The following is a 17,710-nucleotide window of genomic DNA, read 5'->3' as shown; positions in this document are numbered from 1 at the left end:
ACTTCTTTATTGCTAAGAAACATTTGCTAGGCAAAAAGATGTAACGAGTTCTATTCAAGCAATTGTTGTAATTGCGTTTTCAATGCCGCCACTTCGGCTTCTAATTGACTAACCCGTTGCTGCAAGTCGCTATCAGTTGCTGTGGCTGCTGACGTGATGGGCGCTGGCGCAGTGTCCGTCTGTTGATTTTGCCCAAGCTCAGAAACCAGTTCGGTAAAACGGCTCTCGCGTTTACCAGGCTCTCTTGGTAGTTGTTTAACTAACGCAGGCTCTAGTGCCGCGAGCTGGTTTAAGGCTTCATCGACTTCAGCGACATCAGTAAAACTATGTAGGCGATTACTGCGGGTACGTAACTCCCCGGCAGTTTGCGGGCCGCGCAATAACAGTAGGCACATTATTGCCACTTGCCCTTGGCTTAATTGCAGGGCACTAAATTCGGTGTTACAGAATCTATGGGTATATTTGACAACCCGAGAGCCAAAACCTGTTTGTTCTGCAACTAAGCGCTTTTTGCTTAAACTGTCTAAGGTCTGTTGGACGTCAGATTCCGTTAATGCCATCACCGGTTCTCGGCTTGATTTTTGATTGCAGGCTAATGTTAGCCCGTTAAGAGATAACGGATACTGTTCTGGGGTGGTTTTTTCTTTTTCAAGTAAACAGCCAATGACTCTGGCTTCGGTGGTGGTTAAGGTGATCATATGGCGGTCCCAATAAAAAAGCTTAGCTTTGTTATATCAAAGCTAAGCTTTTAATCAACATCAAACCGCTATGTTATGGCTTTAGATGGACAAGAGTTAATCAAGCCGGTGGATATGCGTTAATCCAGTAGACGAATACCATCGGGTGCGATAGAGATCTGCTTTGCCTTATATAAACCACCAATACTCTTTTTGAAGGCTTTCTTACTCATTCCCATCTGTGCATAGATAGTATCGGCATCTGTCTTATCGTTAAGTGGCAAGAATCCACCTGCTTGCTTCAGCTTGATGATAATACTGGTCGCATGTTTATCGAGCTCTTGCTTAACACCGCGCTGCAAGATCAAATCAATTTTGTCGTCGGTACGTACGCGCTTGATAAAGCCCTTTAGACGTTGGCCGAACTTTAAGCTACAAAAAACTTCGTTGCTATACATTACGCCCCAATGGCTATGGTCAATAATCGCTTTAAAACCTAAATCAGTACGACCGCCAATAATCAGATTAACTTCTTGGCCGTTTTTATAAGGCGGTGGGGTGAGGTCCAAAAACTTATCCACTTTTGCCGATGCCACAATACGCTCGTCGGCGCTGTTGCGGTAAATATGGACTAAATATGAACGGCCCACTTCGACTTCTCTTAATTGTTCGCCAAAGGGCAGCAGTAGGTCTTTTTCAAGGCCCCAATCAAGAAAGGCACCATATGGACCGGTTGCTACCGCTTTGAGGTAGGCAAATTCGCCAACCTGAGCAAGTGGCATTTTAGTGGTAGCAATCACCATATCTTCAGAATCGAGATAAAGAAACACGTCAACTTGGTCGCCAACTTGGCAATCTTTAGGGACGACTTTATTGGGTAATAATACCTGACCTAGGTCATGGGCATTTAAGTACACCCCAAAATCGACTTGCTTAACAACGTCAAGCGTACATTTCTTACCAATCTGTGCCATGATGCTCTCTTTACTGCGGTTATTTTCGCGGCTGATTATAGTGGAAAAACGCACAATATGCTGTAGATGTTTTGTGTTTTATCGACAAACTTTGGGCGATTTTGGTTTTTGATATGTTAGCTTAGTTTAACATTCGCACACTGGGGCGTTATGGTCGACAACAAACCAAGATCTAATACTTGCTTTTAGGCCATTTAGGATGTTTAATTGCGCGCCTTTTCATGCGGATGCTATGGATTTTGGGGGCATATTTTCGGTTGAATTTACCAGAATTATTTGGCGAATAGCCGTGGGTGTAATATGGTTCTTTTATGGTTAACACAGCGCAGTGGATTGCGATAGGCTCTACCGTGCTGAAGTGCAGGCTGTTATAGCCTGGTTGATTTTCAATAGACAGGTTGAGAAAAGATGAGTAATTGGTCTATTAAAGATGCTTATGCTGGATACAATGTAAATTACTGGAGCCAAGGGCTTTACGGTATTAGTGAGTCTGGAGAGGTGACTGTATCACCAGATCCTAGTCACCCTGATCATAGTATCGGATTAAACGAGCTATCTAAGGACATGGTTAAGTCAGGTGTGAATTTACCTGTACTAGTCCGTTTCCCGCAGATCTTACACCATAGGGTGAATAGTTTATGTCATGCATTTAACCAAGCTATTCAGCGTTATGAATATCAATCAGATTATTTGCTTGTCTACCCGATTAAGGTTAACCAGCAGCAAACGGTCGTAGAAGAGATCCTCGCCAGCCAAGTGGCCAAAGAAGTGCCGCAATTGGGGCTTGAGGCCGGCTCAAAACCTGAGCTGATGGCAGTGCTCGCTATGGCGCAAAAAGCCAGCTCAGTAATCATTTGTAATGGCTATAAAGACATTGAATACATACGTTTAGCTTTGATTGGCGAAAAGCTAGGTCACAAAGTCTATATCGTGCTAGAAAAACTGTCCGAGCTTAAAGTCATTCTTGCTGAAGCCAAAAAGCTTGGCGTTACGCCTCGTTTAGGCTTGCGTGTGCGTTTGGCGTTCCAGGGCAAAGGTAAGTGGCAAGCCAGTGGCGGTGAAAAATCTAAGTTTGGGTTATCTGCAGTGCAAGTGTTGACGGTGATCGATTCACTTAAAGATAACGACATGCTCGATTGCTTGCAGTTATTGCACTTCCACCTGGGGTCCCAGATCGCCAATATTCGCGATATTCGCCGTGGTGTTAGCGAAGCAGGGCGCTTTTACTGTGAACTACAAAAGCTAGGCGCCAATGTAAAATGTTTCGATGTCGGTGGCGGTTTGGCGGTTGATTACGATGGTACCCGCAGTCAAAGTAGCAACTCGATGAATTACGGCTTAACGGAATATGCCAACAATATTGTCAGCGTACTGACCGATATTTGTAATGAATATGAGCAGCCTATGCCGCGATTGATATCAGAATCTGGTCGATACTTAACTGCCCATCATGCAGTGTTGATTGCCGATGTGATTGGTACTGAAGCCTATCATCCTGAAAATGTGCAGCCACCGGCTGAAGATGCGCCGCAACTGCTACAAAATATGTGGCAATCATGGAATGAAGTCAGTGCTAGAGCGGATCAACGGGCATTGATTGAGGTCTATCATGATTGTCAAAGTGATTTAGCGGAAGTGCACTCAATGTTTGCGCTTGGGCAAATGAGCCTAACTGAACGCGCTTGGGCAGAGCAAATCAACCTGCGGGTTTGTTATGAGCTCAAAGGGGTGATGAGTGGTAAGTACCGCTTCCACCGCCCGGTGATTGATGAGTTGAACGAAAAACTCGCCGATAAGTTTTTTGTTAACTTCTCATTGTTCCAGTCTTTGCCAGATGCATGGGGTATTGATCAAGTCTTTCCGGTTATGCCGTTATCGGGACTCGACAAAGAGCCACAGCGCCGGGCAGTGATGTTAGATATTACCTGTGACTCTGACGGGGCGATTGATCAGTATGTTGACGGACAAGGTATTGAAACCACCTTGCCTGTGCCAGCTTGGAGTGCAGAAAGCCCTTATTTGATAGGCTTTTTCTTGGTGGGGGCTTATCAAGAGATCCTTGGTGATATGCACAACCTATTTGGCGACACTAACTCAGCGGTGGTGCGTCTTGATGATGAAGGCTTAGTCAATATTGAGTCGGTACTGGCAGGTGATACGGTCGCGGATGTCCTGCGTTACGTTAACCTCGATGCTGTATCATTTATGCGCACCTATGAAGAGCTAGTAAACCAGCACATAGATGAGTCAGAGCGGGCAAATATTTTGGAAGAGTTACAAGTAGGCCTAAAAGGGTACACTTACTTGGAAGACTTCTCTTAAATCACCTGCAGCTGATTTGGCGGCAAGGTTTCACGCTTTGTCGCCACTATTGAGGTAACTGTAACAGCGAAGATGTTTGAAGGTTCAGAGAAAATCATTGATGTTGCGCTGCGGCCAAATTGTGATAGCTTGCGTGAGCTTCCACCTCAGTTTTGGCAAGAGCTAGTCGCTGCGTGCGGCGCTGATATCCTATCTGTAGTGCACCATCAATCATGTGATGCCTACTTGCTTAGCGAGTCGAGTTTATTCGTCTGGCACGATAGAGTACGCATGCTAACTTGTGGTGATACGTTACTCAGTCCTGCATTAGCCACCTTAATTGAAAAACTAGGTGCTGCGCAGATTGGTGTCGCGAGTTATCAGCGCAAAAATGAATATCGCCATCAGGTGAGTTTAGCGAGCTTTGATCAAGAGTTGATTCAATTGCGTCAAGTTATCAACGGTAAAGGCTATCGTGTCGGTCATCTAGACAGTCATCATCACTATCTTTTTCTCGCCTATGGTGAGTCAAGTTCTCGCCCCGCGCCGGTCACTTACGAGCTCTTGATGCATCATATTGATGCCGATGTGGCCAATCAATTACGTGGGTCATCATTATCAGTAATGCATATAAGAGCCTTATTGCAGTTAACTGAATTATTGCCTGAGTTTACGATTGATGATCACCTGTTTTCTCCCTTTGGTTATTCAGTCAATGGGGTCAATCAAGCTGAGTACTTCACCATACATGTTACGCCAGAAAAAGCGCACTCCTATGTGAGCTTTGAAACCAATATTACCGCGCCTCAATTACTCAAGCGGGTATCAGATGCACTACTTGCACTGTTTGCCCCAGAGAGTTGGGACGTGATAGCTGTTAATCAGCACCCCGTTGAACATGAACTATCGGGCGCAACCCAGTCAACTTGTTCTATTGTTAGTGAACAAAGTGATAATGTTCAGTTTAACCATTATCAACGTAATGACATTCGCCTTTGTTGCGAAACGCTTTAGCGCCACGCGTTAAAGTTGATGGAGAACATATGACTACCTTAAACGATAAGCCAGATTACTCTTTGTACTCTAACGCTTTTGGTTATTTAAGATTACCACTTAACTTCAGCCCGCTTAACAGCGACGCCGATGTTGTAGTACTAGGTTTACCTTTTGATATGGCGACCACAGGGCGCTCAGGTGGACGGATGGGACCGGGTGCAATCAGACAAGCATCAGTCAATCTCGCTTGGGAAGAAACGCGTTGGCCATGGGATTTCACCCTTAGCAAGCATATTAACGTTGTGGATGCCGGTGATTTGGTGTACGACTGTGGCGATGCTGCTGATTTTACCCAAAGGGTAGAAGACTTTGCCACAGCAATTGTTGAGTCCGGTAAAGCGATGTTGAGCTTTGGCGGTGACCACTTTGTCACCTTGCCGCTATTACGCGCACACTACAAAAAACATGGCAAAATGGCATTGCTGCATTTTGATGCCCATACCGATACCTACAGCCAAGGCAGTAAGTACGACCATGGCACCATGTTTTATCATGCCCCTAACGAGGGGATTATCAGCCCTGAGCATTCAATCCAGATAGGCATTCGCACAGAATATGAAAGTGACAATCACTTATTCAAGGTGATTGATGCCGCCGCAGCTAATGATATGTCGGCAGATGAAATCGTTGCGCAGATTAAACTACGGGTGGGTGATATGCCTTTGTATGTCACCTTTGATATTGATTGCCTAGACCCTGCTTTTGCTCCAGGTACCGGTACGCCGGTATGTGGCGGTCTCACTAGCGACAAAGCGATGAAAATCATCCGTGGCCTACGTGGAATGAACATTGTTGGCATGGATGTGGTTGAAGTTGCTCCCGCGTATGATAATGCTGAAATTACTGCGCTAGCTGGCGCGACACTTGGGCTAGAAATGCTCCATGTGTGGGCTGTAGGCAAGGGCTTAGTAGAATAATTCAGCGTTGTTACAGCGCCTGCAAGACAAAGAAAGGATGATAGATGTCTAAACTCAGTGATATTCGCCGTGAGTACACTTTAGGTGGTTTAAACCGTGACGAGTTACCAGCAAAGCCGATGGATCTGTTTGCCACCTGGCTAGAGCAGGTGAGAGATTCTGAGGTTCTGCCCGATCCAACTGCGATGTCGGTTGCGACGGTCGATGCACAAGGACAAGCGTTTCAACGAATCGTGCTGCTTAAGCGTTTTGACGACAATGGCTTTGTATTTTTTACCAATTTGGAAAGCCGCAAAGCACAGCATATTGAATTAAACAGTCAAGTGAGCTTGCTGTTTCCGTGGCATAGCTTGGAGCGTCAAGTGGCTGTCACAGGCGTAGCAGAACCTTTGTCGAAAACTGAAGTATTAAAGTACTTTATGACGCGGCCAAAGGAGAGCCAAATAGCGGCGTGGGTGTCAAAGCAGTCGAGTAAAATATCGGCTCGGCAGGCGCTAGAGACTAAATTTGCAGAAATGAAAACCAAATTTAGTCAAGGTGAAGTGCCACTACCGAAGTTTTGGGGCGGTTATCTTGTACGGCCAGACAGTATAGAGTTCTGGCAGGGGGGGGAATACCGTCTTCATGACCGCTTTTTATATCAAAAGCAGGATGAAACTTGGTCAATTAGCAGATTAGCACCATAATTTAATGGTCGATACTTAAAAAGAGTCCTAATAAGGACTCTTTTTTGTTTGTTGACAGTTACTAATGCATCCCCTAACTTGCAAAGATTAGCAACGACTTAACTGAGTCGCTCGGCATTGATAAAAGGAAAGCTGAAATGAAAAGATTGATACTCGGTACTGCACTTACTATGTTGTCTACAACCTGTTTTGCTGCGCCATGGAATGTAGACAACCAAGATTCTTCAGTGAACTTTATTTCTACCAAAAAGGGCAATGTGGCCGAAGTTAACCGCTTTAATCAAGTCTCAGGTCAATTGGATGACAGCGGCAAGTTTAGCCTTAATATTCCCCTAAGTAGTGTATCGACCAATATTGAAATCCGTGATACTCGGGTTAAAGATATCTTGTTTGAGGTCGCTAAATACCCTGAGCTCGCTTTAAGTGCTCAAGTTGATAAAGCGAAAGTGGATGCCATGGCTGCGGGTGATACCTTGGTGATGAAGGTTGATGCCAAAATCAGCTTGCACGGTCAAAGTAAACCCATGCCAATGTCTGTGGTGGTTGCTAAACTCAAAGCCAATGAGCTAATGGTAGTGAGTCATGGACCATTGATTGTTAATGCTGGTGATTTTGATTTAACCAAAGGGATAGATAAACTGCGCGACATTGCTGGGCTGCCGGTGATTAGCTATGCGGTTCCTGTCAGTTTTATATTGAAATTGTCGCAATAGTACAAAAATTTGATTTGGGCATGAGACAGTTTGACGAAACTGTTTCATAATGCCCGTAAGATGTTCGTTAGATGCGGTTTAACTGCTGCATCTAATTCTAAGTAAAGATAGGTTAATAATGGTTACAGATAAAGACGGCTACATGCACCTGATTCAGTATCTTACTGAGCACTTGGGTATATTTGAGACACCCGGAGCAAATAGTGCCTCAGATGAAACTGTGATGGAGCTGTTTGAAGAGCAGTTATCTGCACAAATCATTATGGTGTGTGGACAAAATCCCTCATTAAATTTTGAGCAGCGTAATCATGTGATCCGTGAAATTGATGCCATTGTTTATGACCTAGAAGAAATTTTGGCTAATGTGGCCAAGCGTAAAGCGACTTCAGAGCAGACCTTATTTATCACTGAGTTTTCCGGCTTGATTAAAAACCTATTTGATCAGGAAATTGCCAAGCTCATTGCTTAACAATTATAAATAGTTACAGTCTTTTACAAGTCAGCGCTTGTTCTATCGAGGTGGCAGTCCTAATGTTAAGTTAATCAGGCATTGGGACTCAACATGCACTCTCACCGTTCAGCACGTTATTTAGTCCACTTTGGCATCTATTTGTTGTTGATGCTATTTTGCAGCGCACTCTATGTTTTTAGCCACAACGCAGTGGATTTAGGCTGGGGTTTCTTCCCAATGATTGTCTGTTTACCTTTTGTGCCGTTTATTTTAGTCTGGCTGGCCATCCAGTTTAGCCACCATTTACACTGCATACGTAGCTATCATCAGTATCAACCCCACTTGTTACACTGTATATTTACTGCCACACTTTTGTTGTTATTTGTCTTGCTGTTCATTTATTAGAATAAGATGGAGATATACGCTTATGCTGATCTTGTTAAATGAGTTTTCAGATAATATTGTGGCTGTAAGGCTAACTAATACTGTCGACAGTGAAGATATCACTTCACTGTTAGCAGAAGTCCAACAACGTTTACAACGTTATGCAAGCGTAAGAATTTGGTATGAGTTTGATAAAGACTTTACTAGCATGACGTTAGGATCTTTATGGGAAGAAGCGACATTATCATTATTTCATTTGACGGATATTTCTAGAGTTGTCATCATTTCCGCCAGTGAACATTCAACAGGTGTCGCGAACGCTTTGGCAATAATGATGCCTTGCCAAGTAGAGGTGTTCAATGCGGAGCAAAAAACACAAGCTCGGCAATGGCTAGTCAGTGATGATAAAGATTAAGCTCATTCACTGAAGTCAGTTATCTTTTATTTAAACATACACAATTGGGTCATCTATGCTGAAAAAGCTCGGTTTATTAGTAGTACTTTTCTCATCGCCTTTGTGGGCACAAGATAAAGCGATTATTGGCCAAAGTGCTAATATGCTTGTGGCACAAACACAACTGCACTATGAAGCTAGAATTGATACCGGTGCCGTTAACACCTCTCTGCATGCGTTTGATATTGAGGTTGAAGGCGGCAGCGCCAAAAAGATGAAAGACAATATTGGTAAAACGGTATGGTTTACCACGGAAAATGGCGAAGGTGAACGTAAGCGCCTCAGTGCAAAAATTGTCAAAACCTCTACTGTGAGTAATTCACAGGGCCGCGAAACCCGTTATATGGTCGATTTAGATATCGGATTTGATGGCGATGAGCGTACGGTACGTGTCAATCTTCGTGACCGTAGCCATATGGATTATAAATTACTGATAGGACGTAACTGGCTAAAGGGCAAATACATTGTCGATGTTGCTGAGAAAAAGCTGATTGGTCCAGTCGCACCGATAAGTATTGAAGAGACGGGGTTAGTTTATAGCACCCGTATTGATACCGGCGCCGTTGAGAACTCTCTACATGCTGTTGATCTCGATATTGCTGGTGGTGTTGAGGATATGGAAGCCAATGTCGGTAAAATCATTAGTTTTACCACCGAAAATGAGAAGGGCGAGTCAAAGCGAGTAGATGCGATGATTGTTGAAACCTCGCTCATACGCAACGCCCAAGGCAGTGAAATACGCTACATGGTAGAACTTAAGATTGGCGAGCCTGGTGAAGAGTACAAGGTGAAAGTGAATCTGCGTGATCGTAGCAAGATGAGTCACAAACTACTTATCGGCCGCAACTGGCTACAAGGTCACTATTTAGTTGATGTCGATCTAAAATAAGCCAATCGTCAAATGCCTAGTATTAGCCAGTTAAGTGTTGAACTTAACTGGCTAATTTGTTTACAGGCCTTCTCTCATTTCAAACCCTTGTGTAGGCCTTTGAGCACCCACCAAGCAGCCAGATTGCTAATTTGTTTGACCTTTAATCTGTTTGAGCCCTAGCTAAAGTGGGTCAATTTGAGCTGACAAGATATTGCCGTATATTGATGGGCTTCACTATCAATGTGCAGTTGGCCATCAAACTCTGTGTTGAGCCAGAATGCCAGCTCATACAAGGTACCTGAGCCTGCTCGTTGGGCGAGCATCTGATTGAGCTTTTCTAATTGTTGTTTGTCTAAGCCAACCCCATTGTCACGAATGTCGATGGCGATGCATTGATCATTAACCACTACCGACAACTCAATTTCAGCATTGTCTGGGATATTGGTTGGATCGAATGCCCTTGACGCTGAGTTTTGCAGTAAACCAAAAAATATTTGCAGCAACGTCAATGGCGGCAACTGTACGTGCTTGGCATTTTTAGCACTCACATTAAGGCGAATGCGCTTTTCTGCCAGTATCGGCGTCATAATCGCATCAAAGTGTAATAAGAACTGCGATAACCTGATCGCGCGGCCATCTGTGGCATGGCCGAGCAACTGACGTAAGTGACGTAAATTATCGGTTTGCCTCGCGAGCAACATGGCGAACTGTTGCTCGTTGTGTTCAGTCGATTGTGGTTGATTCAGGTGGGTGAATAACTGCTCTTGAATGTTTGATAGCGCCAATAGCGCATTGTCCATAAGCTGCGGATATAGCCCTTGGTTTTGATGGTTGATGGTGGCTAACTGCTGTGAATGTGCCAACTGCTTTGCTAGCTCATCTTGCAGTTTAGTCCCGTTTTCAATTGTTTGTTGCAGGGCCAATTGATTCGTCTGTAAGGTGTTGAGCTGTTGTTTTAGCTCACTAATGGTTTCGGTGTGCTCATCACGCTGATTGGTGATTTGACTAATATCGATTGCCATCGCGCCAATAGAGGTGACCATGCCTTCTGCATTGCTAATAGGGTACTTAGATACCAAGAAGGTTTGTTCGCCATGGGCGGTCGGTATGGGCTGCTCAAAGCAGTGGGGCTTATCGGTCCCATAGACAATACTATCGTGGTGAGCAACGATTTCGGCGATATGAGGCGGGTAGATGTCGATATCCCGTAAGCCGATGAGCTTGTCTCTTTCAATACCAATCACTTCACAGAACTTGTCATTAACCAAGTTGTAGCTACCATCGACATCTTTAATGCAGATAAGGTTCTGAGAGGCATTTAATAATGAACTCAGTTCCGTTTCTTTAACCTTGAGTTCACTCTGTGCTTGTTTTTGCACGACTAACTGCTGCTCTAACGCTAAGTTGCTAGCATCAAGGCTCGCATAGGCCACTTCAAGCTGATGGCTTCTGGCAATAAAGGCCCTTGCTAACTTACCAATTTCATCTTTGCGGGTATTGGCATCGAGCTCAAGTTGCGCGGTGTTACCTTCATCTAAACTGGTGGCCATTACCGCCACAGGTTTAACAAATAATCGGTGTTGGCTCAGAAACAAAATAAACAACGCTGCTAGCTGAGATAGCAGTAAAAACGCGCCAATCTTAATGGCCACCGTATTCGCTTGTGCTGCCAAGGAGGAGACCGGTGTAACCAGAACAACTTTCCAATGGGTCTTAGGCATTATAAAGACCGTTACTAAGGCTGACTCACCTTGCATCGGGTCTCGTTCAATAGAGAAGGTAGAGATCATTTTGGTGGTGGTTTCGCTGCGATTGGTATTGGCATTAATAATGGCTGCCAGTTTAATGCGCTGCGAGCGACTCACCCCCTCAAATAACTCGTCTAACTGTTCTGCCTGATATAGCGGCGACTGCTCTGAGCGCTTAATAAAGTCACTATCTGCCACGGCTATGGCTTCATTAATAGGTTCCATTTGTGGGAAAGCTGCAGCATAACTGGTAAAAGGTTGCGCCAGAAACGCATCAGCAGCAGGTGTGGTACTTGATTCGCCGCTGGGTTGGGTATCAAGTGGGTATGACAATAGCTGATTAAGACTATCAAGCACAAACACATAGCCACCGGCATTAGCGGTAAAATCTGCACTATTAAAAAACTTATTGATAGCTTCTAGGCGAATGTCGACCGTAGACACCCCAATGAATTCATGGTCGCGCCACATAGGAGCCGATGCGGTAACCATTATTTCCTTAGTGTGCGGGTCGGTATAGGCGGGAGACCAATAAGCACTGCCATGGGGAATAAAACGGGTGGGTTTGTACCAAGGCTCATCTTGGTAGCGCTCGCCGTCGTCGTTGTAACTGTATACCCGCACAAATTGCTGATCATCGCTGCGGGTCCAAAAATAACTGTCTTGCTGTTTATTCTCGTTAAATGCGCCAGGCTCCGGCCATACGCCGCCGCCCACAATTAAATTATGATAATGATTAATATCCAACATGGGAGGGACCAAGTTGGCAATCTCAATACTGCGCTTTTGATAGGTTTCACCAATGCTACCAACAGCAAGTGCAAGACTCTCAATTTTAGCGACATCTTCTTGAGCTAACGCGACAATGGCTTGGCCTTTACTTTGGCTCAAAGTTTGCTCGGTTTCCATATGATGCTTGGTTTCTATAGAAAATATTAACCACATGCTGGTGGCAATAATGACGATTGCGACGGCAAACTGAATAACAGAGAGTTTAAACGGTAAGCTGTTAAGCCAGTGATTATTAGCAGACAAAACACTACTGTCTTTCGGTTTTTCCATAGGTACTGCGGTGTCCAAGCGGTTTTACTAGTCTGTCTATTACCATAGAACAAATTTAACAATCATTAAACTGTTGTTTATTTTCACGTAATAAAAAAGGAGCCGCAGCTCCTGATTTATTGTAAACATAGGTTTCACAGTGTTTAGATTTTTAACCCAACTAACAGTTGGTCAAGCTCTTCAGCTGTAGCATGCAATTCATCACAACCTGAGACAGATTGATTTGCCGATTGCTCAACGTTGTGAGATTGATTGCGTATTTCCATCAGGTTAGTGGCAATTTCATTGGCCACGGCTGATTGCTCCTCGGCCGATGTAGCAATTAACACACTCATTTCATAAACCTTGTTACTATGGTGAGAGATGGCGTTAAGATCATCACCGGTATTGAGTACATGTTTTTTGCCTTCCTCAGCTTTATCAACAGTACGTTTCATTACATGTGTCAGGTTTTCTGAGCCTGTTTGTAATGACTCAATCATCGCTTTGATCTCTACCGTTGCCTCTTGAGTACGGCCTGCTAAGGTTCTAACTTCATCGGCGACAACTGCGAACCCTCGTCCTTGTTCACCGGCGCGTGCGGCTTCAATGGCGGCATTCAATGCCAATAGGTTGGTTTGCTCACTAATGGCGTTAATCGTGGTGACGACTTCATCAATTTTAGCCGCGTTATCATTTAACGTGGTGACGGCATTTGAAGCATCTTCAATTTCATTAGATAGCACACCAATAGCGTCAACCGTGGTTGCAATATCTTTGGAGCCTTTTTCCACTTGATGGTTGGCTTCTTGGGTTTCAAGCGATGATTGCTCCGCATTGCGAGCGACTTCTTTTACTGCGGCTGTCATCTCTTCCATGGCTGTTGCCAGAGAATCAAGGTGCGAGCGTTGATTTGCCGCGAGAGACTGGCCATCTTCTGCGGTATGGCGGAAATCTTGCACCACTTGCCGGATCTGATCGTTTGCTTGGGTTAATCGTTTAACTAGTGTGTGTTGGCGCTCAACTAACGTGTCGATACTGATTGCTAAGATACTGAACTCATCTTTTACTTCAAAAAAGTTCAGACGGCCAGTTAAGTCACCGTCGGCGGCCCGTTTTAATGCCATTACACTGGTATAAAGTGCGCCACCAACAAAAGTGGAAATGTAATAGCTACTGATTAATACCACCAAAATGAGCAATACTAATGCACCAATTACTATATTTCGTGATTCAGCCAGCGCCTCGCGGTGGGAGGCCACCGGCAGTGTCGCGGTGAGATCGCCACTGGTATTGCTTAACGCGATTTGCTTCGAACCTTGGCTAACGGCTTGTTGTTGTCTTTTCGCTTGCAATAGCGATGAGGACAACTGCTGCGTAGGCTGGACTAGGCCTGCATTACGTAAGTCATCGATAAAACGTTGCTGCTGTTCGGGATTGATGTATTGCTGACTGATCTCTGCAACCCGCACTAATTGATTAGCGTGTTCGATGGCGGCTTGTTGGTGGCTACTTGAGAGTTTATTGCTGAACTGACTATACAGCAGTACTGATAGTGCAATAAGAGTCACAATGGGGATGATGGCTAAAATAGTAAATTTGGCTTTTAGTGTCAGATGGATAAGGTATTGGTCTATCCAACGAAATTTGACTTCTTTCATAGTTCATTCTCTATCCGGCTAGCGGTTTCATTGCTTGTCTTTGTTATTATCGGTTCATCATCGAACAACTTAATCGATAAATGACGATATTTTAATTAACTGTTGTTTATTTGCGCGCTTAAGGTTACGCATTTGTAATTATTATCTTCAAGAGTGTATATCGCATTGACGCAGACTGCGAGAAATAGTCAAGGTAAGGATTTAGGTTGTTCAATAAAGCCGCATCGACCAATATAAGCGGTTTTTGTGGTAAAAAAGAACCAATTACCCCTAGTCAAAGTCGCCAAGCTCACGTAAAATTTGTCTCTTTTTCTATTTTCGTAAGATAAATAGCTAGCAATGAACGCCATGGCCTAAAAAGCTAGGCCAACCGCACTGGAAGAGATGATGTCAAACTTAACAGAGATCGTAGAACAGGCCTTGGAGGCTATCGAAAGGGAAAATGATCTAAAATCCCTCGATGAGCTTCGTGTCGATTACCTAGGTAAGAAAGGTAAGATTACCGACATGATGAAGATGATGGGTAAATTAAGTGCTGAAGAAAAGCCAGCATTTGGTCAAGCTGTCAACCAAGCAAAACAAGCTGTTCAAAAGCAACTAACACAGCGTATTGAGAAGCTAAAAGCCGCTGAGCTAGAAGCTAAGTTAGCAGCTGAGAGTATCGATGTTACTCTGCCTGGCCGTCGCATTGATAATGGTGGCTTACACCCAGTCACTCGTACAATCGAACGTATTGAAACTTTCTTTGGTGAGTTGGGCTTCAGTGTCAAGCAAGGGCCAGAAATCGAAGATGATTTCCATAATTTCGATGCGCTTAATATCTCTGAGCATCACCCTGCACGTGCCGATCACGATACGTTCTATTTCAATCCGAAAACCATGTTACGTACGCAAACTTCAGGCGTACAAATCCGTACCATGGAAAATGAACAACCTCCTTTGCGTATTATTTCTCCAGGTCGTGTTTACCGTAATGACTACGATCAGACGCATACCCCAATGTTCCATCAGGTTGAAGGGTTATTAGTGGATGAGAACGTTAACTTTGCGGAACTAAAAGGTATCTTGCACGATTTCTTACGTAACTTTTTTGAAGAAGATTTACAGGTACGCTTCCGTCCATCTTACTTCCCATTCACAGAACCGTCTGCCGAAGTTGACGTAATGGGTAAGAACGGTAAATGGCTAGAAGTGCTTGGCTGCGGCATGGTACATCCCAATGTATTGCGCAGTGTAGGTATTGACCCTGAAAAGTATCAAGGTTTTGCCTTTGGTATGGGGGTTGAGCGTCTATCGATGTTGCGTTATGGCGTTAACGATTTACGTTCATTCTTCGAGAATGACCTACGTTTCCTTAAGCAATTCAAATAACGGAGCAGTAACAGCATGAAATTTAGTGAATCTTGGCTCCGTGAGTGGGTCAACCCAGCGGTGACTCGCGATGAGTTATCACATCAAATTACGATGGCTGGTCTAGAAGTTGATGGTGTTGACGCCGTTGCTGGTGAGTTTAGCGGTGTTGTGGTTGGTGAAGTGGTTGAATGTGGCCAACACCCAGACGCCGACAAATTGCGCGTAACCAAAATTAATGTCGGCGAAGCCGAATTGATTGACATCGTCTGTGGTGCGCCTAACTGCCGCCAGGGGCTTAAAGTCGCTGTGGCAATGGTAGGGGCTAAACTACCTGGTGATTTTAAAATTAAGAAGGCTAAGCTGCGTGGTCAGCCATCTTTCGGCATGCTTTGTTCATACGGTGAGCTTGGCATTGATATCGAAAGCGATGGCATCATCGAACTACCTAGCGATGCCCCTATTGGCACCGATATTCGCCAGTACCTTGATCTAGAAGATGCCGTTATTGATGTAGATTTGACTGCGAACCGTGCCGACTGTTTAGGTATGGTAGGTTTAGCTCGTGAAGTCGGCGTTCTAAACCGTGCGGAAGTGACCACGCCGAGTTGGGATGCCGTGACGCCATCAATTGATGATGTCATTGCTATCGACAACCAAGCGCCAGCGTCATGCCCACGATATTTAGGTCGTATTGTTAAAGGTGTTAACCTGCAAGCGCCTACACCATTATGGATGCAAGAGAAGTTACGCCGTAGTGGTATACGTTCAATCGACCCGATTGTTGATGTGACCAACTATGTATTGATTGAGCTTGGTCAGCCAATGCATGCGTTTGATCTGGCTACTCTCAATGGCGATATCACGATTCGCCTTGCTGATGGTAAAGAGAAGCTTACCTTACTAGATGGCAATGAAATCACCGTACCGGATGACACCTTAGTTATCGCCGATCAGCAACAAGCATTGGCATTAGCAGGTGTGTTTGGCGGTGAAGCGTCAGGCGTAACGGATAAAACTCAAGATATTATGCTTGAGTGTGCTTTCTTCGCACCACTTGCGATTATGGGTAAGTCTCGTCGACTTGGCCTGCATACTGATTCTTCACACCGCTTTGAGCGTGGTGTTGACCCTGAGCTGCAGCATAAAGTTATCGACAGAGCGACTCGTTTAGTGCTGGATATTTGTGGCGGTGAAGCTGGCCCAGTTGTTGAGTCTAAATCTGATGAACACCTACCTAAGCCGGCTAACATCGTGTTACGTCGTAGTAAGCTTGACCGTGTACTAGGTCATCATATTAGCGACGCCGACGTCAGTGAAATCTTGACTCGCCTTGGCTTTAGCGTTGAAGTCAATGAAGGCAGCTGGAGTGTGACTACTGCGACCTATCGCTTTGATATGGCTATCGAAGAAGACTTGATAGAAGAAGTGGCACGTATCTACGGTTACAACAACATTCCAAACATTGCGCCTGTGGCTTCATTGAGCATGCCTGACCATAAAGAGTCAGACATTAACTTACGCCGTGTACGCAGCATGCTAGTCGCTCGTGGCTTCCAAGAGGCGGTGACCTATAGCTTTGTTGACCCTAAATTGCAGGCCTTAGTACACCCTGAGCAAGAAGCCATGGTGCTACCGAATCCTATTTCTGTTGAAATGTCGGCAATGCGTTTGTCAATGTTTACCGGTTTATTAGGCGCAGTGGGCTATAACCAAAGCCGTCAGCAAAACCGAGTGCGTTTATTTGAAACGGGTCTTCGATTCGTGCCTGACGAAACAGCTGATTCTAACGTTCGTCAACAAGCGATGTTAGGCGCGGTAATTTCTGGGACGCAAAATGATGAACATTGGTCAATGGAAGCCAAAACAGTCGATTTCTTTGATCTTAAAGGTGACCTTGAAGCAATTATCGGCTTGACAGTTTCAGAACAAGAATTTACTTTTAGATCAGCAACACACCCAGCGCTTCATCCTGGGCAATGTGCTGAAATATTAAGAAATGATCGAGTAATTGGTGTCATTGGTGCGGTTCATCCATCGCTAGAAAAGCCATTTGGTCTTAATGGAAAGACCATTGTTTTTGAGCTTGAATTAGACGCTTTATTACACGCAAGTTTGCCGCAAGCCCAGACTGTATCTAAGTTTCCAGCAAACCGTCGAGACATTGCCATCGTAGTTGATGAAAGTGTGTCAGCAGGAAATGTTGTAAAATTGATAAGAAAAGTTGGCGAAAATCAGTTGGTTGGCTTAAACTTGTTCGATGTATACCAAGGTAAAGGTGTTGAAACAGGCAAAAAGAGTCTGGCGATAGCACTTACACTACAAGACAACACTCGTACACTTGAAGAAAAAGAAATTGCTGAGATGGTAGATAAGGTAGTTTCTGAACTCAAGTCAGAGTTCAACGCATTGTTGAGGGATTAAAA

14 protein-coding genes are annotated in these 17,710 nt (G+C 44.5%); 10 read left to right on the top strand and 4 right to left on the bottom strand.

Annotation, left to right across the window (positions count from 1 at the left end; all coding sequences use genetic code 11):
* Positions 1-50: 50 nt before the first annotated feature.
* Positions 51-695 (bottom strand): YceH family protein, encoded by a 645-nt coding sequence (locus L865_RS0109285; RefSeq protein WP_028772980.1) that lies wholly within the window; start codon positions 693-695, stop codon positions 51-53.
* Between the two features lie 122 nt (positions 696-817).
* Positions 818-1,651: a CvfB family protein gene (locus L865_RS0109280; protein WP_028772979.1), complete on the bottom strand. Its 834-nt coding sequence runs from the start codon at positions 1,649-1,651 to the stop codon at positions 818-820.
* Between the two features lie 408 nt (positions 1,652-2,059).
* Between L865_RS0109280 and speA the strand changes: the two genes are divergently transcribed.
* From speA to L865_RS0109235, 8 genes are all read left to right on the top strand, one after another.
* The gene (gene speA / locus L865_RS0109275) at positions 2,060-3,973 is read left to right on the top strand and encodes a biosynthetic arginine decarboxylase (RefSeq protein WP_028772978.1); all 1,914 of its coding nucleotides are present in this window, start codon (positions 2,060-2,062) and stop codon (positions 3,971-3,973) included.
* A gap of 72 nt (positions 3,974-4,045) precedes the next feature.
* The gene (locus L865_RS0109270; RefSeq protein ID WP_037470893.1) at positions 4,046-4,966 is read left to right on the top strand and encodes a hypothetical protein; all 921 of its coding nucleotides are present in this window, start codon (positions 4,046-4,048) and stop codon (positions 4,964-4,966) included.
* A gap of 29 nt (positions 4,967-4,995) precedes the next feature.
* Positions 4,996-5,925 carry an agmatinase gene (gene speB, locus L865_RS0109265; RefSeq protein WP_028772976.1) on the top strand — a complete coding sequence of 310 codons (930 nt, stop codon included), beginning with the start codon at positions 4,996-4,998 and terminating at the stop codon, positions 5,923-5,925.
* 44 nt (positions 5,926-5,969) lie between these two features.
* Positions 5,970-6,611, top strand: coding sequence for a pyridoxamine 5'-phosphate oxidase (pdxH, locus tag L865_RS0109260; protein WP_028772975.1), 642 nt, complete (start codon positions 5,970-5,972; stop codon positions 6,609-6,611).
* A 137-nt stretch (positions 6,612-6,748) separates the two neighbouring features.
* Entirely contained in the window at positions 6,749-7,324 is a 576-nt protein-coding gene (locus L865_RS0109255; protein ID WP_028772974.1) for a YceI family protein, read from the top strand.
* A 118-nt stretch (positions 7,325-7,442) separates the two neighbouring features.
* Positions 7,443-7,793: a DUF3802 family protein gene (locus L865_RS0109250; RefSeq protein ID WP_028772973.1), complete on the top strand. Its 351-nt coding sequence runs from the start codon at positions 7,443-7,445 to the stop codon at positions 7,791-7,793.
* Between the two features lie 409 nt (positions 7,794-8,202).
* Positions 8,203-8,574, top strand: coding sequence for a SpoIIAA family protein (locus L865_RS0109240; RefSeq protein ID WP_028772971.1), 372 nt, complete (start codon positions 8,203-8,205; stop codon positions 8,572-8,574).
* 55 nt (positions 8,575-8,629) lie between these two features.
* Positions 8,630-9,502: a putative ATP-dependent zinc protease gene (locus L865_RS0109235; protein WP_028772970.1), complete on the top strand. Its 873-nt coding sequence runs from the start codon at positions 8,630-8,632 to the stop codon at positions 9,500-9,502.
* Between the two features lie 158 nt (positions 9,503-9,660).
* Here the strand turns inward: L865_RS0109235 and L865_RS0109230 are convergent, their stop codons facing one another.
* Complete coding sequence (locus L865_RS0109230) at positions 9,661-12,294, bottom strand: PDC sensor domain-containing protein (RefSeq protein WP_051484540.1); 2,634 nt, start codon at positions 12,292-12,294, stop codon at positions 9,661-9,663.
* A gap of 143 nt (positions 12,295-12,437) precedes the next feature.
* Positions 12,438-13,934, bottom strand: coding sequence for a methyl-accepting chemotaxis protein (locus tag L865_RS0109225; RefSeq protein ID WP_028772968.1), 1,497 nt, complete (start codon positions 13,932-13,934; stop codon positions 12,438-12,440).
* A 387-nt stretch (positions 13,935-14,321) separates the two neighbouring features.
* On the opposite strand from L865_RS0109225, the gene pheS reads away from it, so the two are divergent.
* Positions 14,322-15,305: a phenylalanine--tRNA ligase subunit alpha gene (gene pheS, locus L865_RS0109220; RefSeq protein ID WP_028772967.1), complete on the top strand. Its 984-nt coding sequence runs from the start codon at positions 14,322-14,324 to the stop codon at positions 15,303-15,305.
* Positions 15,306-15,320: 15 nt separating this feature from the next.
* Positions 15,321-17,708 carry a phenylalanine--tRNA ligase subunit beta gene (gene pheT, locus L865_RS0109215; RefSeq protein ID WP_028772966.1) on the top strand — a complete coding sequence of 796 codons (2,388 nt, stop codon included), beginning with the start codon at positions 15,321-15,323 and terminating at the stop codon, positions 17,706-17,708.
* Positions 17,709-17,710 lie beyond the last annotated feature (2 nt).

Origin of the sequence: Shewanella waksmanii ATCC BAA-643, assembly GCF_000518805.1 — a bacterium.
GTDB classification, from domain to species: domain Bacteria; phylum Pseudomonadota; class Gammaproteobacteria; order Enterobacterales; family Shewanellaceae; genus Shewanella; species Shewanella waksmanii.
The sequence above is the reverse complement of the archived record's forward strand: the minus strand, read 5'-3'. Positions and strand labels throughout refer to the sequence as shown.